Origin of the sequence: Streptosporangium sp. NPDC001681 (genome assembly GCF_040298085.1) — a bacterium.
Classification (GTDB): Bacteria; Actinomycetota; Actinomycetes; order Streptosporangiales; family Streptosporangiaceae; genus Streptosporangium.
On sequence record NZ_JBEOZN010000073.1, the window covers coordinates 25,850 to 49,508 of the forward strand.

The 23,659-nt window shown below is 67.1% G+C and carries 27 protein-coding genes and 2 pseudogenes; 17 read left to right on the forward strand and 12 right to left on the reverse strand.

Going from position 1 to position 23,659, the window contains the following annotated elements; translation table 11 throughout:
- Positions 1-9 precede the first annotated feature (9 nt).
- The 3 genes from ABT130_RS28845 to ABT130_RS28855 all read right to left on the reverse strand — a co-directional run bounded on the left by ABT130_RS28845 (position 10) and on the right by ABT130_RS28855 (position 3,652).
- Positions 10-1,284, reverse strand: coding sequence for a YlbE family protein (locus ABT130_RS28845; RefSeq protein ID WP_350960427.1), 1,275 nt, complete (start codon positions 1,282-1,284; stop codon positions 10-12).
- A complete protein-coding gene (locus ABT130_RS28850; protein ID WP_350960430.1) occupies positions 1,278-2,009 on the reverse strand; it encodes an SDR family NAD(P)-dependent oxidoreductase in 732 nt (243 codons plus the stop codon). The genes ABT130_RS28845 and ABT130_RS28850 overlap by 7 nt, the downstream gene beginning before the upstream one ends.
- 125 nt (positions 2,010-2,134) lie before the next feature.
- Entirely contained in the window at positions 2,135-3,652 is a 1,518-nt protein-coding gene (locus ABT130_RS28855; protein WP_350960433.1) for an AMP-binding protein, read from the reverse strand.
- Positions 3,653-3,809: 157 nt separating this feature from the next.
- Here ABT130_RS28855 and ABT130_RS28860 point away from each other — a divergent pair, with 157 nt between their 5' ends.
- Positions 3,810-4,541, forward strand: coding sequence for a FadR/GntR family transcriptional regulator (locus ABT130_RS28860; protein ID WP_350922138.1), 732 nt, complete (start codon positions 3,810-3,812; stop codon positions 4,539-4,541).
- 3 nt (positions 4,542-4,544) lie between these two features.
- On the opposite strand, the gene ABT130_RS28865 is transcribed toward ABT130_RS28860, so the two are convergent.
- From ABT130_RS28865 to ABT130_RS28880, 4 genes are all read right to left on the reverse strand, one after another.
- On the reverse strand, positions 4,545-5,327 hold the full coding sequence (locus ABT130_RS28865; RefSeq protein ID WP_350960436.1) for an SDR family NAD(P)-dependent oxidoreductase: 783 nt from the start codon (positions 5,325-5,327) through the stop codon (positions 4,545-4,547).
- The gene (lipP1, locus tag ABT130_RS28870) at positions 5,320-6,249 is read right to left on the reverse strand and encodes a LipP1 family hormone-sensitive lipase (protein ID WP_350960438.1); all 930 of its coding nucleotides are present in this window, start codon (positions 6,247-6,249) and stop codon (positions 5,320-5,322) included. Before lipP1 ends, ABT130_RS28865 begins: the two co-directional genes overlap by 8 nt.
- A 165-nt stretch (positions 6,250-6,414) precedes the next feature.
- Complete coding sequence (locus ABT130_RS28875) at positions 6,415-6,591, reverse strand: integrase core domain-containing protein (protein ID WP_350960441.1); 177 nt, start codon at positions 6,589-6,591, stop codon at positions 6,415-6,417.
- Positions 6,592-6,646: 55 nt separating this feature from the next.
- A complete protein-coding gene (locus ABT130_RS28880) occupies positions 6,647-7,483 on the reverse strand; it encodes a TetR/AcrR family transcriptional regulator (RefSeq protein WP_350960443.1) in 837 nt (278 codons plus the stop codon).
- Between the two features lie 207 nt (positions 7,484-7,690).
- On the opposite strand from ABT130_RS28880, the gene ABT130_RS28885 reads away from it, so the two are divergent.
- A complete protein-coding gene (locus ABT130_RS28885) occupies positions 7,691-9,277 on the forward strand; it encodes an MFS transporter (protein ID WP_350960446.1) in 1,587 nt (528 codons plus the stop codon).
- 67 nt (positions 9,278-9,344) lie between these two features.
- Here ABT130_RS28885 and ABT130_RS28890 read toward each other — a convergent pair.
- Both ABT130_RS28890 and ABT130_RS28895 read right to left on the reverse strand, forming a co-directional pair.
- Positions 9,345-9,656, reverse strand: a pseudogene (locus ABT130_RS28890) (hypothetical protein); the annotation flags it as partial.
- Entirely contained in the window at positions 9,641-9,895 is a 255-nt protein-coding gene (locus ABT130_RS28895; protein WP_350960448.1) for a serine hydrolase, read from the reverse strand. The gene ABT130_RS28895 and the pseudogene ABT130_RS28890, both read right to left, overlap by 16 nt.
- A gap of 309 nt (positions 9,896-10,204) precedes the next feature.
- Here ABT130_RS28895 and ABT130_RS28900 point away from each other — a divergent pair, with 309 nt between their 5' ends.
- A complete protein-coding gene (locus ABT130_RS28900; protein ID WP_350960450.1) occupies positions 10,205-10,405 on the forward strand; it encodes a hypothetical protein in 201 nt (66 codons plus the stop codon).
- Here ABT130_RS28900 and ABT130_RS28905 read toward each other — a convergent pair.
- The gene (locus ABT130_RS28905) at positions 10,389-11,357 is read right to left on the reverse strand and encodes a recombinase family protein (RefSeq protein WP_350960452.1); all 969 of its coding nucleotides are present in this window, start codon (positions 11,355-11,357) and stop codon (positions 10,389-10,391) included. The two genes, ABT130_RS28900 and ABT130_RS28905, sit on opposite strands and share 17 nt — an antisense overlap.
- A gap of 224 nt (positions 11,358-11,581) precedes the next feature.
- On the opposite strand from ABT130_RS28905, the gene ABT130_RS28910 reads away from it, so the two are divergent.
- Positions 11,582-12,646 carry a protein kinase family protein gene (locus ABT130_RS28910; RefSeq protein ID WP_350960455.1) on the forward strand — a complete coding sequence of 355 codons (1,065 nt, stop codon included), beginning with the start codon at positions 11,582-11,584 and terminating at the stop codon, positions 12,644-12,646.
- Positions 12,647-12,762: 116 nt separating this feature from the next.
- On the opposite strand, the pseudogene ABT130_RS28915 reads toward ABT130_RS28910, so the two are convergent.
- A pseudogene (locus ABT130_RS28915) lies at positions 12,763-13,272 on the reverse strand (Tn3 family transposase); the annotation flags it as partial.
- Between the two features lie 138 nt (positions 13,273-13,410).
- Between ABT130_RS28915 and ABT130_RS28920 the strand changes: the two are divergent.
- The 13 genes from ABT130_RS28920 to ABT130_RS28980 all read left to right on the forward strand — a co-directional run bounded on the left by ABT130_RS28920 (position 13,411) and on the right by ABT130_RS28980 (position 22,264).
- Complete coding sequence (locus ABT130_RS28920; protein WP_350960458.1) at positions 13,411-13,755, forward strand: hypothetical protein; 345 nt, start codon at positions 13,411-13,413, stop codon at positions 13,753-13,755.
- A gap of 178 nt (positions 13,756-13,933) precedes the next feature.
- A complete protein-coding gene (locus tag ABT130_RS28925) occupies positions 13,934-14,569 on the forward strand; it encodes a TetR/AcrR family transcriptional regulator (RefSeq protein ID WP_350960460.1) in 636 nt (211 codons plus the stop codon).
- A gap of 135 nt (positions 14,570-14,704) precedes the next feature.
- Entirely contained in the window at positions 14,705-16,093 is a 1,389-nt protein-coding gene (locus ABT130_RS28930) for an MFS transporter (RefSeq protein ID WP_350960463.1), read from the forward strand.
- Between the two features lie 1,044 nt (positions 16,094-17,137).
- The gene (rpmG, locus tag ABT130_RS28935) at positions 17,138-17,302 is read left to right on the forward strand and encodes a 50S ribosomal protein L33 (protein WP_350922222.1); all 165 of its coding nucleotides are present in this window, start codon (positions 17,138-17,140) and stop codon (positions 17,300-17,302) included.
- 4 nt (positions 17,303-17,306) lie between these two features.
- Positions 17,307-17,552 carry a type B 50S ribosomal protein L31 gene (locus ABT130_RS28940; protein WP_326639960.1) on the forward strand — a complete coding sequence of 82 codons (246 nt, stop codon included), beginning with the start codon at positions 17,307-17,309 and terminating at the stop codon, positions 17,550-17,552.
- A gap of 27 nt (positions 17,553-17,579) precedes the next feature.
- On the forward strand, positions 17,580-17,816 hold the full coding sequence (rpmB, locus tag ABT130_RS28945; RefSeq protein WP_350960466.1) for a 50S ribosomal protein L28: 237 nt from the start codon (positions 17,580-17,582) through the stop codon (positions 17,814-17,816).
- Complete coding sequence (rpsN, locus tag ABT130_RS28950; protein WP_350960469.1) at positions 17,816-18,115, forward strand: 30S ribosomal protein S14; 300 nt, start codon at positions 17,816-17,818, stop codon at positions 18,113-18,115. The genes rpmB and rpsN overlap by 1 nt, the downstream gene beginning before the upstream one ends.
- Positions 18,116-18,127: 12 nt before the next feature.
- The gene (gene rpmF, locus ABT130_RS28955) at positions 18,128-18,292 is read left to right on the forward strand and encodes a 50S ribosomal protein L32 (RefSeq protein WP_350960471.1); all 165 of its coding nucleotides are present in this window, start codon (positions 18,128-18,130) and stop codon (positions 18,290-18,292) included.
- Between the two features lie 70 nt (positions 18,293-18,362).
- Positions 18,363-19,514, forward strand: a complete 1,152-nt coding sequence (locus ABT130_RS28960) for a CobW family GTP-binding protein (RefSeq protein WP_350960473.1) — start codon at positions 18,363-18,365, stop codon at positions 19,512-19,514.
- Positions 19,511-19,741: a 30S ribosomal protein S18 gene (rpsR, locus tag ABT130_RS28965; RefSeq protein ID WP_350922232.1), complete on the forward strand. Its 231-nt coding sequence runs from the start codon at positions 19,511-19,513 to the stop codon at positions 19,739-19,741. Before ABT130_RS28960 ends, rpsR begins: the two co-directional genes overlap by 4 nt.
- A 355-nt stretch (positions 19,742-20,096) precedes the next feature.
- On the forward strand, positions 20,097-20,294 hold the full coding sequence (locus tag ABT130_RS28970) for a hypothetical protein (protein ID WP_350960474.1): 198 nt from the start codon (positions 20,097-20,099) through the stop codon (positions 20,292-20,294).
- Positions 20,291-21,496, forward strand: coding sequence for a replication initiator (locus tag ABT130_RS28975; protein WP_350960475.1), 1,206 nt, complete (start codon positions 20,291-20,293; stop codon positions 21,494-21,496). The genes ABT130_RS28970 and ABT130_RS28975 overlap by 4 nt, the downstream gene beginning before the upstream one ends.
- A 309-nt stretch (positions 21,497-21,805) precedes the next feature.
- Positions 21,806-22,264 (forward strand): hypothetical protein, encoded by a 459-nt coding sequence (locus ABT130_RS28980; RefSeq protein WP_350960478.1) that lies wholly within the window; start codon positions 21,806-21,808, stop codon positions 22,262-22,264.
- 204 nt (positions 22,265-22,468) lie between these two features.
- Here the strand turns inward: ABT130_RS28980 and ABT130_RS28985 are convergent, their stop codons facing one another.
- On the reverse strand, positions 22,469-23,164 hold the full coding sequence (locus tag ABT130_RS28985) for a hypothetical protein (protein ID WP_350960480.1): 696 nt from the start codon (positions 23,162-23,164) through the stop codon (positions 22,469-22,471).
- Between the last annotated feature and the right edge of the window lie 495 nt (positions 23,165-23,659).

Sequence of the window (23,659 nt, forward strand, 5' to 3'; positions counted from 1 at the left end):
TTTAGACCATTATCGAGAGTGTCGAGCCTGCGCGTGCACGGCGGCCGCTTTCTCGAAGCACTCGCGGGGCGCGCGGATCACTCCGGCACCGATCTGGCCGCCGTCGCGGCCGGCGAGACCGACGTCCATGACGGGCAGCACGCCGGTCTCGAGCACCTTCCGCACGTCGACGGCGGTCGGCGTACCGCGGAACCCGAAGAGCGGGATCCGGTAGTCGGGGTTCTCCCCGTGGGTGATCTGGTACATCTCGCGGTTGCGCTCGATCATCACTTCGGGAGAGCCGCCCTGGTATGCCTGCAGGGACAGGGCGCAGGCCTGGGCGAAGCCACCGAGGCCGACGGTCTCGGTGATCGGCGACTCGCCGCCCATCCAGGTGATCTCGCCCTCGGCGTGACCGGGGAAGAGCTTGCCCTGGTGGATCGGCGGCGGCCCCTCGAACCACTGGTCCCCCGTCCCGGCGACCTTGATCGCGAAGCCCTTGCAGCTGAACGCCATGGCCGAAACCAGGGTCGAGCCGGCGACGCCCGCCATCGCGTCCGCGCTCGCCTTGGCCGCGGCCATGGACAGGCGGAGGAAGAAGTAGTCGTTCTCGGCGAGGTGGAGCATCGTCTCGCGCACGTTCGGCACGTCCTCGGCGACCATGTCCAAGACGGCGGGCAGGATCTCCCGGCTGAACAGCACCGACGCCGCCGCGTTGCGGCTGTGGACCTCGTCGCCCATCCGCAGGGCCCGGGCGATGAGCGGCTTGAGCGCGATGCCACCCCGCCGGCGGATCGCCTCCCCCACCACCGGCGCGAGCACCTCATTGACGTACACCAGCCGGTCGTGGACGCCCTGGTCGTAGCAGCCGTAGTTGAGCCGGCGCGGCTCCTTACCCTCGTAGAAGTTGCAGAAGCCAACGTTCTCGTGCGTGCGGTTCTCCACGACGAACACCGGCATGGACGCGGTGTAGATGCCGGCCAGGGACCCGACCGCGCCGTAGTCGTGGCAGGCGCCGACGACGATCTCGCCGCTTTCGAACCCGACGATCGCCTCCGCGCGCGTCGCGGCGAGCCCCTCGAAGAGCGCGCCCCCGATCAGCGCCTCGCGCTGCCCGCCGACGTACTCGGACCAGGGCATCGGGGCCCCGGAGGTGAGGACCAGGTTGTCCGCGTACCCGGGAATGACGTCGCGGGCGATGCCGACGTCGACCACCCAAGGGTCGGCCGTGGTGAGCCGCTCGAAGGCCTCGGCATTCGCCACGTCGATGTCGAAGGGGCACGTGACGGCGGGCGTGGTCACCATGCGACGACCCCGCCGTCCACCAGGAGCGTCTGGGCGGTGATGAACGACGCCCGGTCCGAGAGCATGAACTCGACCACCTCGGCAACCTCGCGCGGCTCCCCGATCCGCTTGAGCATCGCGTACGAGGCGGCGACCTCCTCGCCGCCCGAGACCCGGGCCATCGACGGGCTCATCGGGGCCCGGATCACTCCCGGGGCGATGTTGTTCACGCGGATCCCCCGCGGCGCGAGCTCGTCGGCCAGGTAGCGCGTGTAGGCCGCGATGCCGGCCTTCGTGGCGCCGTACACGGAGGCGCCGGTGAATCGGCTGAAGTGGCCGGTCAGGCTGCCCACGTTGACGATGGCGGTGCCGTGGGCCAGGCGAGGTGCGCAGACGTCGGTGACCCGCGCCATGCCGGCGATGTTCACCTGGAACATCAGCTCGAGCTTCGCCTCGTCGAGCTCGCCCAGGAAGGAGTCCCGCAGGACCCCGGCGCAGTTGACGAGACCGGCCAGCTGCTCCCCCGGCTCGAGGACCGCCGCGACGGCGTTCTCGATGCTGCCGCGGTCGGAGACGTCCATGACCACCATGTCCACGCCGGCGAGCGAGGCGTCGGTCGGGTCGACGGCCTGGACCGCGTCCTTCAGGTCGGCGGCCACGGGATCGAACCCGCCCTCGACCAGGCGCCGGCAGATGGCCAGCCCGATCACGCCGGCGCCTCCGGTGACGATGACTTTACGATTCACCTCTCCACCTCTCGGTGTGTTGTCGGTCGTTGGGTGCGCTGTTCGGGCGCACGCCGAGGACCCGAGCGGACGGGTCCGAGCAGGCTCGGACCCGTCCCGTCGGGAAGTACGTGGGGCGGGGACCGCTAGTTGACCCGGCGCTCCCTGGCGCCCCAGTAGGTCTGGCGGAGCTTGAACTTCTGGAGCTTCCCGGTCGCCGTGCGAGCCAGCTCGTCGCGGAACTCGATCCGCTTCGGGCACTTGTAGCCGGCCAGCCGCTCGCGGCAGTAGGAGATGAGCTCGTCCGGGGTCACCGTCTCGGAGGTCACGACCAGCGCCGTGACCAGCTCGCCCCACTTCTCGTCGGGGATGCCGATCACCGCGACCTCCCGGACGGCGGGATGGCCGGCGAGGACGTCCTCCACCTCGATGGACGAGACGTTCTCACCGCCCGAGACGATGACGTCCTTCTTGCGGTCGAGAATGGACAGGTACCCGTCCTCGATGCGGCCGCCGTCGCCGGTGTGGAACACGCCGCCTTCCTGGGCGGAAGCGGTCGCCTCCGGGTTGCGCCAATAGCCGTCGAGGTTGTGGTTGCCGGCGGCCAGTACCTCCCCGTCCGGGGCGACCGAGATCCGGACCCCGATGCCCGGCGCCCCCGCGCGCCCCAGGAGCCGGGCCTGGTCGGCGCCCGGAAGGTCGCGCCACTCGCGCCGCATCCGCGACATGGTCAGGAACGGCGAGGTCTCGGTCAGGCCGTAGATCTGGATGAACTCCCAGCCCAGCTCGTCGCGGATCCGCTCGATCAGCCGGGTGGGCGGCGGCGCGCCCGCGACGACGACCCGGACCCGGTCCCGGCCCGGGATCTCACCCGACCACGACCCGGCCGCCTCGAGGACGGAGGCGAGCACGGCCGGGGCGGCGCACATCACCGTGACGCCGTGCTGCTCGACCCGGCGCAGGATCTCGGCTCCGTCGACCCGGCGCAGGACCACGTGGGTTCCGCCCATGCCGGTGAGCGCGTAGGGCATCCCCCACCCGTTGGCGTGGAACATCGGAAGCGTGTGCAGGTAAACGTCGTCCTCGTCGACCTTGAGGTGCCACCCGAAGACGGTGGCATTGAGCCACAGGTTGCGGTGCGTCAGCTCGACGCCCTTGGGGCGGGCGGTCGTGCCCGAGGTGTAGTTGATCGTCGCCGTCGCGTTCTCGTCCGGCTCCCAGGACGCGGGCGCTGTCTGGCGGTCCCAGAGCCGGTCGTCCTCCCCGAACAGGAAGGTGTGCCGCGCGGGCAGGTCCTTCACAACGTCGTGGAGCGTGGAGTCGGCCAGCAGGACGTCCGCCCCGCTATGCTCGACGATGTACTCGATCTCGGCTCGCCCCAGGCGGAAGTTGATCGGCACGAGCATGCGGCCGTAGCCGCTCACCCCGTAGAAGGAGGCGAGCATGCGGCTGGAGTTCTGCGACACGATCGCGACTCGCCCGCCCACGGGGACCTCGAGCTCGTCGAGAGCGGCGGCGAGCGACCGGGCGCGGCCGGCGAACTCCGCGTAAGTGAGCGACCCCCACGAGTAGTCGGCGGACGGCTCGTCGACGACTCCCGTACGGGCCGGGAACACCTGCTCGGCGCGGTACAGGAAGTCGTTGACGGTGAGCGGGTAGAGCATGGACGTCCTCCTCAGCACCCGTGCTTTGCCTCGTGTACGATGAGGCTAGGGGACCTAAGGCCTAAAAACAAGGCCTTTAGGCCTTTGGGCCTTTAGGGCGCGATCCTCCCGCTGTGGGGGTCGCGTTCGGTTAGCCTTATCCGAGCAGGGAGGTGCCGTGACCGAGAACAACAGCCTCGGGCCGATCAGGCAGATAGCCGCGCACGAGCTGGTGCTGGACCAGATCCGGCGGTCGATGGACCTGGGCCAGTTCCGTCCCGGGGACCGGCTGCCGGCCGAGCGTGAGCTGGCGGAGATGCTCGACGTCTCCCGCACAACGGTGCGTACCGCCGTGTCCGTCCTGGAGCGCGAGGGCCGGATCGCGGTCCGGCGCGGCCGCGGCGGCGGGTTCCTGGTCCTCGAGCCGACGTACGACGCCGCCGAGGCCAGGCGCGAGCTCAAGCGGAACAAGGTGGCGGTCCGCGATGCCTTCGACTACCGCGTCATCGTCGAAACCGGGGCGGCCCGGCTGGCGGCCGAGCGCCGCAAGGCGGCCGACATCCCTCGACTCAGGGACCTGGTGCGCCGGATGAGCGAGACCATCGACGCGGCCCGGGACTCACCGTCGACCGCGCAGATCACTGACTTCCAGCTGCTCGACTCGGCGTTTCACCTCGGGATCGCGCGGGCCACCGGTAACGAGCAGCTGGTCCGCTCCGTCGAGTTGGCGCGCAGCGCGATGTGGCTGCCGGTCGGCGCGATCTTCGGCCGCATCGAGGACAACGCCAACGACCACCACGCCGACATCCTTGAGGCGATCCGCATCAAGGACCCCGACCTGGCGGCGGCCACCATGGCGGCCCACATCGACGAGACGCGGCACACGATCGAGTCCTGGCTGAAGCGCTGAGGCTCAGCCCATGGTCGTGAGCCAGCCGCCGTCCACGACGAGGTCGGTGCCGGTCACGAACGAGGAGTCGTCAGACAGGAGATAGTCGACGGCCCCGCACACGTCGTCGGTGGTGCCGACGCGCCGGAGCGGTACCCGCCGCGCCATCGACGCCTTTCGGGACGGGTCCGCCTGGTAGATCCCGCTGATCATGGGCGTCAGGATCGCGCCGGGGCACACGGTGTTGGAGCGGACGCCGTGGCGTCCTTGCTCGGCCGCGATCGCCCTCGAGAGGCTGATGAGGCCGGCCTTGGAGACTTGGTAGGCGTCCAGCGCACCGTCCGCCCGGCGCAGCCCGGCGATGCTGGCGATGTGGGCCATGACGCCGAACCGGGCCGGCACCATCACCTGCAGCGCGGCGCGGGCGAAAAGCATCGGGCCGGTGAGGTTGATCTCCAGCACCCGCTTCCACACGTCGGGCTCGATGTCGGCGATCGAGCCGTCGACGTACTGCGGCGTGGGCAGTCCGGGCTCGTCGAACCAGGCCACGCCGGCGGCGTTGACGAGGTAGTCGAGCCGGCCCTCGCTCGAGAGCTCGGTCGCGGCCTTCATCGCCGCGGGCGCCAGCCCGGGGTCGGTCACGTCGCCGCGCAGGTACGTCACCCCGGTCGACAGCCCCGCTGGCTCGGGCTTCAAATCCACGGCGACGACCTGGGCGCCCCGGTCGGCCAGGTGCTGGGCCACCGCCAGCCCCATCCCGCCGCCGGCGCCGGTCACCACGGCTGTGCGGCCCGCGTGGTCAGCCATCGGCGAGCCGCTCGCGCAGGAACTCGGCGGCCTGGTCGACCGCCTCGTTCGCGTCGTCGAACAGCGTGGGGAACTGGGCAAAGCCGTGGACCATGCCGGGGTAGCGCCGGTGCTGGACCGGGACGCCCGCCTCGGCGAGCCTCCCGGCGAACAGCTCGCCCTGCGGCCGGATCGGGTCGTACTCGGCCGTGATCACCAGGGTCGGCGGCAGGCCGGCCAGGTCGGCGCCCAGCGGGGAGGCCTGCGGCGACAGCGCGTCGTCCGGGCTCGTGAAGTAGGCGTCCTTGTGCCACTGAACCTCGTCCCGGAACAGCATTAGCCCCTCGAACTCCAGGTCGAACCCGAGCTCGAGGTCGAAGGTCGTGGCCGGATAGAACAGCATCTGACCTGCCAGCGCCGGCCCGTCCTGGTCCCGAGCCCGCAGTGCCACCGCGGCGGCGAGGTTGCCGCCCGCGCTGTCGCCGGCCAGCGCCACCCGCGCGGGGTCGATGCCCAGCTGCTCGGCGTTCTCCACGGCCCACACGAAGGCGGCGTAGCAGTCGTCAGGCGCGGCCGGGAAGGGGTGCTCCGGCGGCCGCCGGTACTCCACGCTAAGAATCACGAACCCGGTCCGGTTGGCGATGGCGCGGCAGATGCCATCGTGGGAGTCGAGGCTACCCATCTGCCACCCGCCACCGTGCAGGTATACGACGAGAGGCGTGATTGCTCTCGCCACGTCCGGCCGGTAGACCCGGACCGGGATCTCGTGCCGCGTGCCGGGCACCACCAGATCTTCCGTGGCAGCGACGTCCTCGACCGGCAGCGCCGCGAACGTCGCCTCAAAATTGGATCTCGCTTCCTCGATCGGCAGCAGGTGGGAGTTGGGTCGACCGCTCTTCGCGGCCTCCTTGAGAAGGTTCGCAGCTACCGGGTGGAGGGACATCACCGAAGTCCTCGCCTTCGACTACATCGACCAAACAATGGGCTTTTGGTCGAGACTATAGACCACACGGCGGCGAGTGCGCACATCAGCACCAGCACAGCGGTGGGCCCGTCGAACCTGCGGGGCTCAATAATTCGAGGTCCGATCTGCCGGTTCTCGGTGGTGTCAGCCGGCGATCCGATACTCGCCAATGAGGCCGCCGAGGATCGCTCTGCGATGGACTCGGTGGTTGGCCAGGTCGATTGGGGTTGGCGGCCCGGTTTCGGCTTGCGATGGGGACAGCTGCCCGATGCCGCGGTGAGGTCGGGCTGTGTTGTAGTGCTGCAGGTAGCGGGTGAGCATTCGGCGCAAGTGTGGTCACGTCCAGCGCCGCATAGCGTGATCACCCTTGACAACTTCATTGAGGATCGATGCCTCGTCTCGCGAGATCGACTGCGATGCCGTCCAGGACACCGGCAAGACCTGAGGCGAACAAGGTGTCGAGGTCCCAGGGGTCGGCGCCTGCGCGCATCGCGAGGGCGAGCCGGGGATACGCCCCGGGTTCGAAAAGCGGATTCTGTGCGTGGTCCGAGGTTTTTGTCCCCTGTTTCAGGGCGATTGCCGATTGCCGTTCCGCCTCCACATCGCCGACGTAGGTCAGCGCCACGCCTTGCACGTAGGAGGCGAACATGAACATGTACCGGAAAGCATCGGCAGGTTCGATGTCGAGCCCGTCGAATGCGGAGAAGGCGCTTTCACTGTCCGCCGCGAGAGCCGGGCTGAAGTACGCGCGGGTTGTCACCATGACCCTCGGCAGGATCCATGGGTGGCGGTGGTACAGGTCCCAATCACGGTACGCGGCACGTTCGAGGCCGTGACGCCAGTTCCGCGGTGCCGAGTCGGGCAGGGGCACGTCGGCCATCGCGGCCTCCAACATCAAAGTCACCAGGTCGTCCTTGGATGCCACATGCCGGTACAAGGACATGGTGCTCGCTCCGAGGTCCACGGCGACCCGGCGCATGGACAGCGCGTCGAGCCCCTCCGTGTCCGCGATGGCGATCCCGGCTCGCACGATGCGCTCAACGGTGAGATGCGGCGCGCTGTCATTGCCCTCCGGGGCATCGGCCGGCGTTTCCGCCCTGCGCGCCCGATACGCCCTCGCCTGGCATGCCCGGGAACAGTAGCGCCTCGGTCGGCCCCGTTCCCCGGGCACGAGCGACTTTCCGCACGCCCCGCAAGCCAGCTGCACCGACACCACCGCACTCCTTTTCGTCACATTTCTACGTTGTGACGAAACTCTACCCCACTGGAGGTACGGGTGCATAGAGAGAGTAGAGCAGCAGGTCAAAACGCTGTTGTGTCGCGTTAGCGTGTATGCGTATCATGTACGCCAGACCGCGTACAAAGTACACACCGGGGCGATTGACTCCGACCCGATCGACACGACTCAGGAACAAAGGAAATGACTGAAGAAGACAGAAGAGCCGGAGCCAGGGAGTGGGTCGGGCTCGCTGTCCTGGTATTGCCCTGCGTACTGGCGTCCATGGATATGTCCGTCATGTTCGTTGCGCTCCCGTCCCTGACGGCCGACCTCAAGCCGAGCAGCTCCGAACTGCTGTGGATCATGGACGCCTACGGCTTTCTCCTCGCCGGCCTGCTCATCACGATGGGCACACTCGGTGACCGGATCGGACGGCGGCGGGTGCTGCTCGTAGGCGCCGCAGCCTTCGGCGCCGCCTCGATTCTGGCGGCCTACTCGACCAGCTCCGGGACGCTCATCGCGGCCCGCGTGCTTCTGGGCATCGCCGGAGCCTCGCTGGCGCCGTCCACCCTTGCCCTGATCCGGAACATGTTCCACGACGCCAAACAGCGGGCTACAGCGGTCGGCGTGTGGACGGCGGGCTTCGCGGGCGGCGCCGTACTCGGCCCCATCGTCGGCGGTCTGCTGCTGGAGCACTTCTGGTGGGGATCGGTCTTCCTGATCAACGTGCCCGTGATGATCCTGCTGCTGGTCCTCGGCCCGCTGCTGCTCCCCGAATACCGCGACCCCAAGCCGGGCCGTTTCGACCTGCTCGGCGCCGGCCTGTCCCTCGTGGCCGTGCTCGGCGTCATCTACGGCGTCAAACGGATGGCGGAGCACGGCTTCGGGTGGATTTCCCTGGCGTACTGCGTCGCCGGACTCGCCGTGGGGGCGGCATTCATCCGCCGCCAGCGCGTGGCCGCGAACCCGATGATCGACATCGCGCTGTTCCGTACCCGCCGGTTCAACCTGCCCCTGCTGATCGACGCGCTGGCGACGTTCACGCTGGTCGGCTTCTCCCTGTTCAACTGGCAGTTCATGCAGCTCGTTCTGGGCATGAGCCCGTTCGAGTCAGCCCTGTGGTCGCTGCCCACCTTCCTCGTGATGCCCGTGGGCATCGCCCTGGCCACCGCGATCGCACCCCAAATCGGCAAACCCAACGTGATGGCCGCGGGACTGCTCGTGGCGGCCGCCGGCTACGTCATGCTGTCCCTGATCCAGGCCGACTCGGGAGTCATCTACCTCGTCAGCGCCATGACGGTCGTCGCGATCGGCATCGGCGGAGTCTCCGCCGTGGTCACCGACGTGATCTTGTCCGCCGCACCACCGGAGCGAGCCGGGATGGCCTCCGCCATGGCCGAGACCTCGGCCGAGTTCGGCGGGGCGCTGGGCATCGCGGTCCTGGGCAGCATCGGCACCGCCATCTACCGTTCGGAACTGGCAACCAAGGCCCCCGACGCCCTCACACCCAAGGAACTGGAGGCAGCGCGGAACACCCTCGGCGGCGCCGTCGACACCGCCGCGACCCTCCCGCAGGGCGCCGCCGAAGCCCTGCGGAACGTGGCATTCGACGCCTTCGCGCGAGAGACGCGGGTCGCCGCGGTGGTCAGCGTCATCCTGACGGCGGGCGCGGCCATCCTCGTCGCCACCCTGCTCCGCAACGCACGCATCCGGCCCGGATCCGAAGCCCCGGAATCCGCAGCAGAACACAACGACCGGGACCAGGCGGCCATAGCAACCTCATCGTGAGCAAAGATCTCGTGGGGCCGTACCGGCGTCGGCACCCGACACCGAACCCGGTGTCGGGTGCCGGTACCTAGTGTCCTGCGCCAGAAATTACGAGTCTGATTTGTTTGTCGATTTTAGTGGCTGATGGAGTGATCCTGGCGAGGTAGTCGGCCAGGGAGTTGAGGATCTCATCTGCGGTCTTGGTCCAGGTGAACGGTTGCGGGTCTTCGTTCCAGGTGTCGATCCATGCCGTGATGTCGTCTTCCAAGGCTTTCACGGAGGTATGAACCCTCCGGCGCAGGAGCTTGTCGGTCAGCAGGCTGAACCAGCGCTCGACTTGGTTGATCCAGGGGGTGAAGTGGATGTGGAAACGAAGGCGCCTGCTCAGCCACGCCTTGACCTCTGCCAGACGCGCTGTGACACCTCGGTGCGGTAGGTGGCCATGCCGTAGGTGTCATTGGCCGCGAGTGCCTGCGTGGTCATGGCGAGCAGCATCCGGAGCGTGACGACGTTCGAGCCGGGCGCGTCGTTGCCGAGGTAGGTCGAGATCGGCTTGTCCAGCGCCAGCAGGCCGTTCTCGATCAGGTGCAGAGTGTAGGTGCCCAGGACCAGCTTGCCAAAGCTGGCGTAGGCGAACACCTATGAAACACGTCAGCGGCCAGGAACTACGGCTGCCTACTTGCCCCGCCGCTCGGTCCCACACCGTGTGCGGCTGCTCGGGAACTGGACGTTGAGTCTCGCCCCGGCCCGAGCGGACCCCGACCACCCGTCTTGACCCGGAACCACGCATGCTATTCCCACGCTCTCCCACCTGATGCCGCTTCTGACTGGTGGGAGCGAGCACTCACACCATGGCGTGGCTGCGTGGTGTGCACGCCGACATAGGAGATTTGTTCGGGAGATGCGGAATTGGGATGTAAGAAAGCCTTCCTTCGGACCACATGCTCTATGAACGACTTGCCAGCAACCGAAGGAACCGGCTTGCCCAACCCACATGAGCGCTTCACCGCGCTCTACGACACCTACCAAGCGCGGGTGTACAGCTATGCGGCAAGCCGCGCCGGACATCAAGGGGTCCCGGTAGTCCTGTCGAAGAATCCAACAGATATAGCTCTGACCTGCGGAGATGCGGTCAAGCTCCTGTTGTGAGCTCGGCGAACTCTGAGTGGGCCTGGGCGACCGCGTCGGGGTAGGCCTGCGCCTTGTCGTGCTCGGCCAAGGCGCGGTAGATGCTGGCCAGGCTCGGATTGCGGCCCTTGCGTTTCCCAGTGGGGATGATCAGGTCGCCTCGGATGGTCTCGACGGACTCGCCAGCAGCCCTGCGGCGCAGCACGGTGTGCAGCATGTCCTCGGTGATGACGGCGGGCCGTCCGCCGTGGTTACCCTTGCGGGCGGCGGCGTCCAGGCCCTCCAAGGTCGCCTCCCGTATGGCTTCGCGTTCGGTTTCGGCCATCGCGGCGAAGAAGGCGAACAGCATCCGGCCCGGGCCGGACGGGTCGTACAGGCCGGCCAGCGGCCCGCCGAGCATCTCCAGGACCAGGCCGTGCGCGACCAGGTGGTCGGCCAGCGCGGTGAGCTCGGCGGCGTCGCGGCCGAGCCGCTTCATCTCATACACCGTCACGATGACGCGGCAGTACGGGGCGTGCGCCTTGATCTGGCGAGCCAGGGCGAGCGCGGCCTCGAACTGGGGGCGGACCCGGACCCGGGCCGAGATCTTCTCGGAGAAGATCTTGTCGCGATCGATGCCGTGGGCCGCGAGGGCATCCAGCTGTGACTGCAGTTCCTGGGTCAGCGAGCTGCAGCGGGCGTATCCGATCCGGATGTCAGCGGTCGGCGCATTCGTGGCGAGTGGGGCCGGCGGCGAGGTGCCGGGCCGCCACAGCTGCCCCGGACCGCGATCGGCAGGGGTCTGTACCCGCAGCAGCTTTGCCAGCCGGCCGACCTTGGTGAAGCGGCCGGTGTGGTAGGTCCCGGCGACGGCGCCGGAACGGGATCGGCACGGCGAGCCCGCCGCCACACCGCAGCACGGGCACGGGTGGCGCTCGACGTCGTCGGCGTCGCGGTCGGCAGGGGGCGCGGAGGATGCGGGGAGGTCGGCCACCCCTCGCATCGTGTCACAAACATTTCTCACAAGGGGTAGGTCTCGCTTTTTGAGTGAGAACGAGTTATGAGAAGGAATTGATGATCCAGACGGTCACCGCGATGTCTGATTGATCTTCCTCCGGGAATGGAGCCGTTTGTGAGAGCATGCTGGCCCTGTCGAATAGGGCCGATCATGCCGATAGCTCGCCAACGCCCGGCGGAGAGACTCAGGAGCCACCACTGATGCCCAACCCAGACTCGCGGTACGCCGCGCGCCTGGCCGCCTATGGAGCGGTCTCCACCCAGCTGTCGCTGCTGAGCGACCACCGACTCGGCCAAGCCGTGGCGGAAGCCACCGCGCTCGGGTCCGGCATCGGCGGCAGGTCGGCGGAGCTGGACATCAGCGGGAGGCGGGTCTTCATCAAACGGATCCCGCTGACCGATGTCGAGCTGCAGCCGGAGAATGTGCGCTCGACGGCGAATCTGTTCGGACTGCCGCTGTTCTACCAGTACGGGGTGGGCTCGGTCGGGTTCGGAGGCTGGCGTGAACTGGCCGTACACACCATGACCACCAACTGGGTCCTCGGACGGGAGTACGAAGGCTTTCCCCTGATGTACCACTGGCGGGTTCTACCCGACTCCCCGCCCGAGGGGTTCGTCGACGAATTCGGCGGCATCGATGGGGCGGTCGCGCACTGGGAGGGCTCGCCGGCCGTCCGTGAACGCCTGGAGGCCGTCGGCCGCTCAACATCCAGCCTGGTGCTCTTCTTGGAACACGTGCCGCAGACTCTCGCCGCCTGGCTGGTCGACTCTCGGAAGGCCGCGCCAGGCAGCGGAGAAAGCTCGCCGTACCCCTGGGTGGAGGAAGCTCTGGCACGTGGAACCGCCTTCATGAGCTCTCGTGGGCTCGTCCACTTCGACGCCCATTTCGTCAACATCCTGACCGACGGCCAGCGGCTCTACTTCGCCGACTTCGGGCTTGCCTTGAGCTCCGGCTTCGAGCTCACCGCGGCCGAGGCCGCGTTCCTGTCCGAGCATCTCGACTACGACCACTGCTACACCGCGGGCCATTTGCTGCACTACCACCTGCTCGACGACCTGCGCGGCGACATCGACCAGCAGGCGTTCCTGCGGGAATGGATCGCGGGACGACGGCCCGATGACGTCCCGCCCGCGACTGCCGCGATCATCGACCGGCACGCCCCGGCGGCCATCGTCTTGAACGAGTTCCACCACCGCCTGCTCAACAAGAGCAAGCGGACGCCGTTTCCAGCCACCGAGATCAAGCACGCCAGGCAAGTCACCTGAGACGAGACTGACGGGCCAGGCCTGCTCGGCCTGGTCGGGTCAGGTGGGGGCAGGACGATGGTGCCCTGCTGAGCGTAGTGGAGGTCGCGCCGCAGGGCATGGAGGGATTCGCCCTTGTTGAGCTGCCGGGAGATTTTGCGCCGGTAGACCGGGTCGGACAGGTAACGGGCGGTGTGGATGGTCCGGCGCATCCGCCCCCACTCCTTCAACGTCGCCACCAGGGTGTTCTGCCGGGAGGCTGCCGACCACTTTCCAACGATCAGCGAGGCGGTCGCCTCTCCGAACGTGAGCGATCCGGCCATCCGCAGCAGGTCTGGCCAGCATTCGGCGACCAGGTTTTCGTTCCACCGGTCGGCCAGCAGCGGCCCGGCGTGCGGGTAGCGGGCGTTGGTGACGACCGGGGAGTCGTCCCGCACCAGCGTGATCTTTCCCAGGTCGCGAATCCGGGGAGTGAGGGCCTTGCCGACCAGGTCGAATAGCCCGAAACCCCACTGCAGGCTTGGCAGGAAGACCCCACTCCGATCGACAGCGTCGACCCGCACACCATCTGGGCCTTCACCCTGGAAGACACCGGCAAGGACCGCACGATCATCAAAAGCGGTATCTCCTGGGGCCGGACCGGACACCTGTACATCGGCGGCTCTTGTTTGTTGAGAGGGGTCTTTAGTCGATTTGCATTTTGTTGATCTTGAAACTGCCGAATGCCTTTACGATGTAGATTTCTAGAGGAGATTCGGCCCGGGCTGCCGGGACGATCTACCACAATGGGGCGCAGCCCGAGCTTCGAACCGGTCCGCGCGGCGTGTGGGCCGACGACGAGAGCCCGCTCCCCCGACTCCTGGGGGCGTACAGGTTCGGCGGGCGGCGCCCTGCCGTGCTCGTCATCATGCTGCTGGTGGTGGGCCGGTTCGTGCTCGCGCCGTATCTGCTGGGACGACGACAAGAAGTCCCTCATCGACCGTGAGGTCAAACTGACCGGCTTCGTCTCCCCCGCGAGGAAAAAGGGGCAGTGGTACGTCACCCGCATGCAGATCGCCTGCTGCGCCGCGGACGCGTTCCCGCCGAAGATCGCCGTCAAGGGGCTGCGGGCACCGCCCACCGACACGTGAGTCGAGGTCACCGGCACCTGGATCCCGCAGACCTTCGGCAAGATGACCACCGGCGTCATCTACCCCCAGCTCACCGGCAAGAGCCTCACAAGGATCGAGCCCCCCGACGAGCCGTACGAGTAGGCCTGCCGGTAAGGGCGGCCCCACCAGCCGCCATCTGTGACATCCCCAAGGGTGAATGCTCGGCAAAGTGAAGCGGGCTGCAGGTGCGAGGCGTCCCGAGAAGGAGCTTGACTATGAAAAGAGTGAGTGGTTTATTACTCACATGATGATGACGAGTTCGCGTCGGCTGTCGACGGCGGAGGAGCGACGCCACACCGTGCTGCGCACGGCGATCAAAGCTTTCGCGGCACGTGGCTACTACGGCACCACCACGACCGAGGTCGCCAAGGCCGCCGGCATCTCGCAGGCGTATCTGTACCGGCTCTTTCCCGACAAGGAGGCGCTGTTCGTCGCGGTCGTGGACTACTGCTCGGCGCGGATCCGCGAATGCCATGCCGAGGGTGCGGCCTCCGCCACCACGGCCGAGCCGGCTGCGGTGCTGGCCGCGATGACCGCCGCGTATACAGAACTGATCGCCGATCGCGATCTGCTCATGGTGCTTCTGCATGCCACGTGCGCGAGCAGCGAGCCGGCGATCCGGGAGGCGGTGCGGGCGTGTTATGCCAAGCAGGTCGAGTATGTGCGTGCGGCCTCGGGTGCCTCCGATGAACAGATCCGCCGGTTCTTCGGTGACGGCTTGCTGGCAAATGTTCTCCTCGGCGTCGACGCGGCCGCTCTGGATGCGCGGTGGGCGCGCACCTTGCTCGGCTGAGTCGTCATCGGGTCGCATGTGAGCGGCCCGATTTCTTTTACCGAAAGAGTGAGTGATTAACCACTCTCTCTCGTGTTAGGAGGAAGAGATTTCATGCCTGGGTCCGGAAGATCGCGGGGCGGTCTGATATTGGCGTTGCTGGCCTTCGCCCAGTTCATCAGCGCCATCGACTACAACATCGTCTACGTGGCGCTGCCTGAGATCGGCCGCCAGATCGGGTTTTCCACGCAGACGCTGCAATGGGTGGTCAGCGCGTATGCCGTCGCGTTCGGCGGGTTCCTGCTCTTGGGCGGGCGGGCCGCCGATCTGCTGGGGCGGCGCCGGATGTTCGCTGTCGCGCTGGCCCTGTACGGCATCGCGTCCCTGGTCGGCGGGCTGGCGGCCTCTCCCGGTCTGCTGATTGCGGCCAGGGCCGTGCAGGGACTCGGCGGCGCATTGCTGTTGCCGGCCACGCTGTCCCTGATCAATACCACGTTTGCCGAGGGGCCTGCGCGCAGCCGAGCCCTGGCGGTCTGGGGCGGTGCCGGGGGCGTGGGGCTTGCGCTCGGGTCTCTGCTGGGCGGTGTTCTCACCGATGCCCTCGGTTGGGAGTCGGTGTTCTTCGTCAACGTTCCGCTCGCCGCAGTCGCCGTTGTCGGGGCTTTTGTCCTGTTTCCGGGCGAACCTCGTGGTGACCGGCGCGGCGGTTTCGATCTTCCTGGCGCGCTCAGTGCCACGCTGGGGTCCACGCTGCTGGTTTTCGGGCTGATTCAGGGGCCGGAGGCGGGATGGGGCAGCCCGATCATCGTGGGTACCTTGCTCACGTCAGTGGCGTTGCTTGGACTGTTCGTCGCGATCGAGGCTCGCTCCGCTGAGCCGCTGATGCCGCTGCGGCTGTTCACCAACCGCAGCCTCACCGCCGCCATGGCGGTCACGTTCATCTTCATGGGGACGTTCGGTGCGCAGTACTACATCCTGACCGTCTATCTCCAAGACCTACGTGGCTTCGACGCTCTGGCGACGGGCTTGGCGTTCTTGCCGGGGGGCCTCATGGCTCTGCTGGGTACCAAGGTGAGCGAACGGATGCTGATCCGGACAGGCACCCGCACCACGCTGCTCACTGGCCTGGGGCTGGGGGCCGCCGGAATGATCGCATTCGGGCTGGCGATGTCCCCGCAGGGCGGCTACGCCGTGCTCTTGCCCGGCATCGTCATGATCAGTCTCGGGCAGGGCATCGCTTGGACGGCCATGTTCGTGGCCGCATCCACCGGTGTCGCACCGGAACGTCAAGGCATCGCCTCGGCGATGGCCTCTACCACTCAGCAGATTGGCAGCGCGGTCGGGTTGGCCGTCCTGGTCGCCGTCATCAACGCCGGGCCTGCTGGTGCCGCCACCACCGACGGACTACGCACCGCCGGCTTGCTGGCGGCCGCACTGACGCTCGTCGGCGCGGCGGTGGCCCTCACCCTGCGCAAGCCCCAAGCCTCAAGGCCAGCGCAACAGGTCGCTTCGACATCACCCGGTGACACACGTATCGGCAGCTGACAGCAGCTCATCATCACAACCGGATATCTACGCTGTACGTATCAGTTCGAAGTGCCGAGCTGCCGGTTGGCATCGGCACTTCGCTGGTTTGCGAGACGAGACCGCCCCTATACCTCCAGGATGGGGGCCGTTTCGGGGAAGGGAAGTGCCGCCTCCGGCTGTTCTCGGCCCGGAGGGCGCCACAGCTGAGGCGACAAGCACATGACCTCCGACCGAGTCAGCGCCGAACTCGCGAGCCGGACTGCCTGCCGCCACCAGCAGCGAACCGGCCACTCACATGAGCCAAAGCGGCTGGTGGGGTCAGCCTTACCGACAGGCCGAGTGACGCCAAAAAGCATGTACAAGCTCAGGTTCCTCTTCCCGAGCATGGTCGGCCACCAGGCAATACGACGTCATCAGGTCTTGGCGGACCATCCACAGCTGCCGGCGATCCACCGCTGATTCGGGCCGGTCCGGGAAAAGCCCGGTCGACCAGGTCAGTGGCGATCCGGTCGGACGTGGAACGACGCCACCTGGGCCGACCACTGACCCCTGCCGGCCCAGCGCATCAACATTCCCACTGCCCCGTGCCCGACCGGCACACACTGGCCCAGGCACGGCTCGGCATGCACGGGGTGATCTCCATAGGTGCCATGGGGTTCCGGCAGACCTCGATGATCAGATCGGCCGGCAGGCGTGCCAGATCGTCCGGGGGCGGGCCGCACCAGGCATAACAGCCCGAGACCGACCAAGACCTGCAGGACGCGGCAGCCCGTCTTGACCGGGACGCCCTCATCGGTTCGCGACGGGAAGACCCCGTCGCGTATCGGACCGGCGTCGAGGCTGATCTCGCTCACGTTGTTGACGATCGCAGCCATGCGCAACCCGCAGGGTTACCCGGGAGGCGGTTGAGCAGCGTGGTCGTGCCCGCGTCCAGGAACCCGGACAGCACTGTCACGAGGAAGCGTGCGGCGAGATAACGGATCGCCACTGCCTCTCGTTTCGCAAATGAAAACGGTTATCGCTATCATGGCACCATCGTCCCCCTTCCAGGAGTGAAGACGCTTGGCCAGAAACGACGTACGACCGGTGATCAAGCTGCGATCTACCGCGGGCACCGGCTACACCTACGTGACCCGCAAGAACCGCCGCAACGACCCCGACCGGCTCACCCTGTGCAAATACGACCCGGTCATCCGCCAGCACGTGCTGTTCCGAGAGGACCGCTGAAGCGATGAAAAAAGACATCCACCCCGACTACCACCCCGTGGTGTTCCGCGACCCGAGCGCGGGCTTCGCCTTCCTGACCCGCTCCACCATCACGAGTGGCAAGACGATCGAGTGGGAGGACGGCAACACCTACCCGCTCGTCGACGTCGACGTCTCCTCGGCCAGCCACCCCTTCTACACCGGCCGCAGTCGCGTCCTCGACACCGCGGGCCGGGTCGAGCGGTTCAACCAGCGCTACGGCAAGACCTGACCCCGCCCCCTTCGGGAAGGAAACCGCATGTCCGCCCACTGCCAGCTCACCGGCCTCAAGCCGGTGTTCGGCAACAACGTCTCCCACTCCCACCGGCGCACCCGCCGCCGCTGGAATCCCAACATCCAGCCACGGCGCTACTGGCTGCCCACCGAGGGTCGCTTCGTACGGCTGACGCTCAGCGCCAGAGCCGTCAAGACCATCGACAAGATCGGCATCGAGGCCGCCGTGACCCGCATCCGCGCCCGGGGAGAACGCATCTGATGGCCAAGAAAAGCAAGATCGCAGCCAACGAGCGACGCAAACTCGTTGTCATCCGCTATGCGGAGCGCCGGGCCGAGCTCAAGGAGATCATCCGCACCGGCTCCCCCGACGAGCGAGCCCAGGCCGTCCGCGAGCTGAGCCGCCAGCCGCGCGACGCCAGCGCCACCCGCGTGCGCAACCGCGACAGCACCGACGGCCGCCCCCGCGGGCACCTGCGCAAGTTCGGGCTCTCCCGGATCCGCTTCCGCGAACTGGCCCACCGCGGCGAACTGCCCGGCGTCACCAAGTCCAGCTGGTAGGAGCACCACGACATGGCAGTCCCCAAACGCAAGACCTCCCGCAGCAACACCCGCCACCGCCGCTCACAGTGGAAGGCCACCGCACCCGACCTCGTCCCGATCACCATCGACGGGCGCGAACTGCTGGTGCCGCGCCGACTCGTCCACGCCTACCGGCGCGGCCTCCTCACTCCCTGAGAACCGGCCCGCACCCCGAACCCCCACCGTGAACTCGCGCGGTGAACCCCGCACTACGAGAGGAGCTGTCATGTCCGTCCCCGTCGTCATCGTCTCCGGACTGTATCCCCAAGCGCGCTCGGCCTTGGTGGACCGCCTGCTCGCCGATCACCCCGGATCGGTGGCGATCCACCACGACCTGCGACAGGTGAGCACCGGGCGCGTGGAACGCATCGTGCGCGACGCGTCGGGGACGCTGGAAGAGCGGGAAGTGCGGCTCGCGCACGGCTGCGTCACCTGCACCGTGCGCGAGGATCTCATTCCTGTCCTGTTGTCGCGGGCGGACTCGGCGCCGCTGTTCGTCGTGGAGCTGTGGGATTCGGTCGAACCCCGGACCGTGGCCGAGGCCCTCGCCTGGCACGAGGACACCGTGCACCGCCTGCGCCTGACCGGGGTGCTGACCGCGCTGGAGGCGGCGCAGATGACCGACGACATCTGCTGCGACGACACCCTCGCCTCCCGCAGGAAACACGCCGCAGGAGGCGACGAGCGTCACCTGGCCGAGGTACTCACCCGCCAGATCGAGTACGCCACCGCCCTCGTCGTGTCCGGTGAGCAGGCCGACGATGTCGAGCTGGCCCTGGCCGTGCTCAGCCACCTCGCCCCCACCACCCCGGCCGGTCCCCCGGACATCGCTCTGCCCGCCGTCACCGGTGCGGGGATCGACGTGGAGATGCTCGGGGCCCGCGTCGACCCGGCGACCGCCCAGCTGCCCTGCGACACGCAGACCGGGGAGATCTCCACCGTCGTCTGGCACCGGCTGCGCCCCCTGCACCCCCAGCGGCTCTTCGACGCCGTCGACGAGCTGGTCACCGAGACTGTCCGCAGCCGCGGCCGGTTCTGGCTGGCCAACCGGCACGAGCGCCTGCTCGGCTGGGACGCCGTGGCGGGCGTCATCACCGTCGAGGACGCGGGCCCCTGGCTGGTCACCCTGCCCGAGGCCGCCTGGGAGATGGAGAGCCCCGCCCGCCGCATGGCCGCCACCCTCGACTGGACTCCCCAGCTCGGCGACCGTGTCCAGCACCTCGTCTTCACCGGCCCCGACCTCGACCGCGACCGCATCCACCGGCTTCTGGATTCCTGCCTGCTCACCGAGGCCGAGACCCTGGCCGGCTCCGACGTCTGGGCCGGATACCCCGACCCGTTCGCATTCGTCCTCGACCTGAAGGAGGCCTCCGCATGAAACTTCGCCGCACGCCCCGCAAGAAGACCAATCCGCTACACGGCGTGAGCCACATCGACTACAAGGACACCGACCTGCTCCGCAAATTCATCTCCGACCGCGGCAAGATCCGCAGCCGCCGCGTCACCGGGGTCACCGTCCAGCAACAACGCCGGCTGGCCACCGCGATCAAGAACGCTCGCGAGATGGCCCTGCTCCCCTACGCCTCCACCTCACGATCCCGCTGATCAAGCCGGGAACAGGCTGGGTAGACAGCACCTCAGGCTGGTCCGCCGGACTTCGTGGCAGATCAGCCTGAGGCCGCGACGGACACCCGGTCAGGTGAAGGCCAGCCCAGCTCGAAGCCGCGTGAAAGGCTGTGACGTTCAAGTCCTTCCTGAGAACGGCTGACGACGACGGAAACAGACGTCGTTGACAACGGCGAGGGGGCGAAACCGCCATCCAACGCGAGCGTTTTCTGAAGCGTGCCCGTTCACCGATCCACGAACGCATCCCTCTCTGTCAGTCTCTCGTGAGACCTGGGGGCGAACCAGTCTTCTGTAACTCAAGTAGGGCAAGAGCAGGATCTTTTGGACGGCGACGTTGACGTTGGCCGACCTTCGTGGGGCTCTCGTCGATGATGGCGAGGTGGTCAAAGGTGACAGACCTCGATCGGATCGGCCGAAGCGGCGCTCGTTCACGCCAGAGTACAAGCTGGCGATGGTCGAGGCCTACGGCGCGGCGACCGAACCAGGTGCCAAGGGCGCGTTGCTGCGCCGGGATGGGAGGGACATCGCGTGAACGATGCTCCCTCCTTCGCCCCTGACATCCTGGCCGCGATGCAACGGGCGGCCATGCCGGACTTCACCCGGTGGCAACGCATGGTCTACGCCACCGGTGAATGCGCTCAACCGGTCCGCCTGCACGGTGAACGCCTGACCTTCAACGGCGCGACCGGTGAGATCCTGGACGTCTACCGGACGGCTGACGAACCTACCGGGTTCCTGCTCACCGCCTGCGGCAACCGTCGCGCGTCCCGGTGTCCGGCCTGCTCGGCGGTCGCCACCTTCACCGCTCCGTCCTTCGGCGCGGTCCACGCTCACCGCACGGGCAAGGACGGCAAGCCGCTGCCGTGCCGTCCCCGACGTGACTCTCCGCTCTGCGAGCACAGTCGTTACGAGGGCTGCAGCAGGCGCCATGACCGCGATGACCCGCAAGTGGGGCAACCGCTCTGCGTGGACTGTTACGACTACCAGGGTGCGGTCTTGTGGAACGCTCACGCGGGAGAGCTGTGGCGCCGCTTCACCCAGGCACTCCCTGCCGCCCTGGCCCGGCTGCTCGGCGTGCGTCGTGCCTACCTGCGCGAGGTGCTGCGCCTGTCGTATGCCAAAGTCGCCGAGTACCAAGCGCGCGGCCTGGTCCACTTCCATGCGATGATCCGCCTCGACGGCCCGGACGGTCCCGCCTCACCTCCACCGGACTGGGCAACCGTCCCACTGCTGGACCAAGCAATCCGGTACGCCGCTGCTCAGGTCGTCGTCCCTGCCTCGAAGGAATCGCCGGACGAACCCTCGCCGGTTCTGCTGCGCTGGGGTGATCAGCTCGACGTGCGGCCGGTCTACGACCTGGACGGCGTGAGTGATCAGCGAGTGGCGTCATATGTGGCCAAGTACGCGACCAAGGGGGCCGAGTCCGCTGGCACGGTGGACCGTCGCATCCGTGACGCCGGGGACATCGCCCGGCTGCCTGTGACCGAACACGCCCGGCGCATGATCTTCACCTGCTTCGCCCTGAACCGCCTGCCTCAATACCGGCTGCTCCTGCTGCGGCAGTGGGCTCACATGCTGGGCTACCGGGGCCACTTCTCCACGAAGTCGCGCTACTACTCCACGACTCTCAGCGAACTACGCCGGACCCGTGCCGACTACCGCGCCGCGCAAGCCCGGATGCTCCTCGGCCTGCCCAACCCTGCCGAAGGGAACACGCTCACCCTGTCGGAGTAGCGTTACGCCGGAAGCGGCCACCGGAACGGCGAACCCTTCTGGGCTGAACTGGCTCGGCAACGCATCGCCACTGCCCGCATGATTGTCAAAGAACGGGCGGCATCATGAACGCCGTTGTCGCACTTCGCCTTTCAGTACAGATACTCCTGTCCGTGAGTCTTTTTCATTTTCTTCAGCCCGTCTATTAGGAGCTTCTTTATGTCATTAGGTGAACGCTGCACTCGTGATCATGATGTGACCGGACGGGCCGTCGCTCGGGGATGAAAAGGTTCATTACGTAACGCTGCTGAGGCGGCTATGGTCTCGATCATGAAAAGAGTACTTGGCTGTTCGTTGATGGTGGTCGCGAGTTTCTTGGTGGTGGCTGGTCTCGCCGCAGTCCCTCTGATCTCCGAGATCTGGGAGCACCGGAGGGTCTGTGGCGAACACTACGACAGCATCGAAACCGCCTTGGCGTCGCTTGACGCCCTGAACGCTGTCCCGGACGGAGAGCCCTACCGCTCATGCACCGACACCGACGACCACCACGCCACCATCCATCGCTTCTACCGCCTTCTGGAGAAGCACGGCTCGCCCAAGAACATTGAGTCCCTCTATCGAGACTTCGCCCTGCGCAACGGCTGGAAACTCCTCCCTGCTGAGGGCTCCGCTGACGAGCCAAGGTGCATGGTCAAGGAGGTCGAAGGCGCAGAGGTCAGCCTCGAAGTCGAGTTCAACCCGGAGTTGGAGGGCATCTACGGGGTGATTGCGTCCACCTGGCCCTGCTGAGGTGATCACGGCCAGGTCATCGACGCCGAAAAGGGATCATTGAGCTTTTCCAACCTGTCGCCGTAGCTCAGCGGGGTGACCTCCTTCGCGAGGAGGTAAGAAGCGCTATCGGGCAGGCCACCCTACGATCCCATCCAATCCGTCCCCTGCCGACCGGGCTCAGGACGTCCGAGGCGCGAGGACGAGAAAGGCCCCGTGATTCCCTCATGTGCTGGGTGGGACTTCGGGAGAAAGCATGGATTGCAGGTGTTCGCGCGCCTGCCGTATCTCTGGGGTGGCGTTCCATTTGAGGGATGCTCGGAGTATTTCGTGGACCCGTTTGTTGACTCTCGCCGAAGCGATGAATGGGAGTGATCGAGCCAGCTCATTCATTCGGTCGGCTACGAAAGACGGGTCGGAGGCTCTTAGAGCCGTTTGGATCTGCCGTCCCAGATATTGAGCCCTAAAGAGCGGCGACCACTGCCCGATCGCGCTGGCCGCTTCGTTGAGCAGTGTTCCGGCTTCCTGATATTCACGAAGGTGGCTCAGTCCTATACCGACATCGCCCGACAAGGCGGCTTCCCCGAAGGGGGAAAGTCCACCGACGTTGAGCGCGCGATTAAGCGCGTCTCGGGACGCTGCTCCCTGCTCGGGTATGAGTGCCAGAGAACGCCCAAGCCTCATGTTCAAGGAGGCTTGCTGACTGCTGGTGATGTCCGGGACCTGTAGTCCTCGCTGAGCGTAGGTGACTCCTCGGGCGTGATCGCCTCGGTAGAGACTGACCCGGCTCAGGCTGTCGTACGCGCGGGCCTGGCTCTTGAAGTCCTGAGCTCGCAGTGCGAGATCCAGCGCGATCCCGCCTGTCCGGTCGGCCTGGGCAAGTTTCCCGGCGTCATACAGAACGAGGGTGACCTGGTACATAAGCTCGGAAACCGCTTTTTGCAGCGGAGACGGCCGGCGCCAATGCGAAGCACCCCAAAGGGGCCGCGTAGCGGTTGGGGCCGGTGGTCGCAGCGGGCGCAACTTCCAAGCTGACCTGAGATGAATCGTGATCATTTTGGGCCGCTGCATATCCGGGACCCTTGAACGCGGGTGGTCGATGGGATGAGGCAAGACGGGGAATCAGTAGTTGCTATTCACGTCGCCATGGTCACCCGGTGGCAAGTCCCGACGAAGGAGGGGCGCGGCAGTTTCCTGAGTCAACCTAGGTGGGGTTCCTGCGTAGGTTGCTCCTGTTCAGGTGCGATTGAGCGGCCAGGTATTCCGGTGGCAAGGTGACCCGGACCGCAGCGAGCGTCAGCGAGTGAGGACCGGAAGCGCCGCGGCGTGCGCCACGAGGCGCTGTTTGACCGTGCGGAGGTGGAAGACCTTCGCCGACGACCTGTCGTAGCGGGTCGTGTGAAGTGGGAGGCAGCC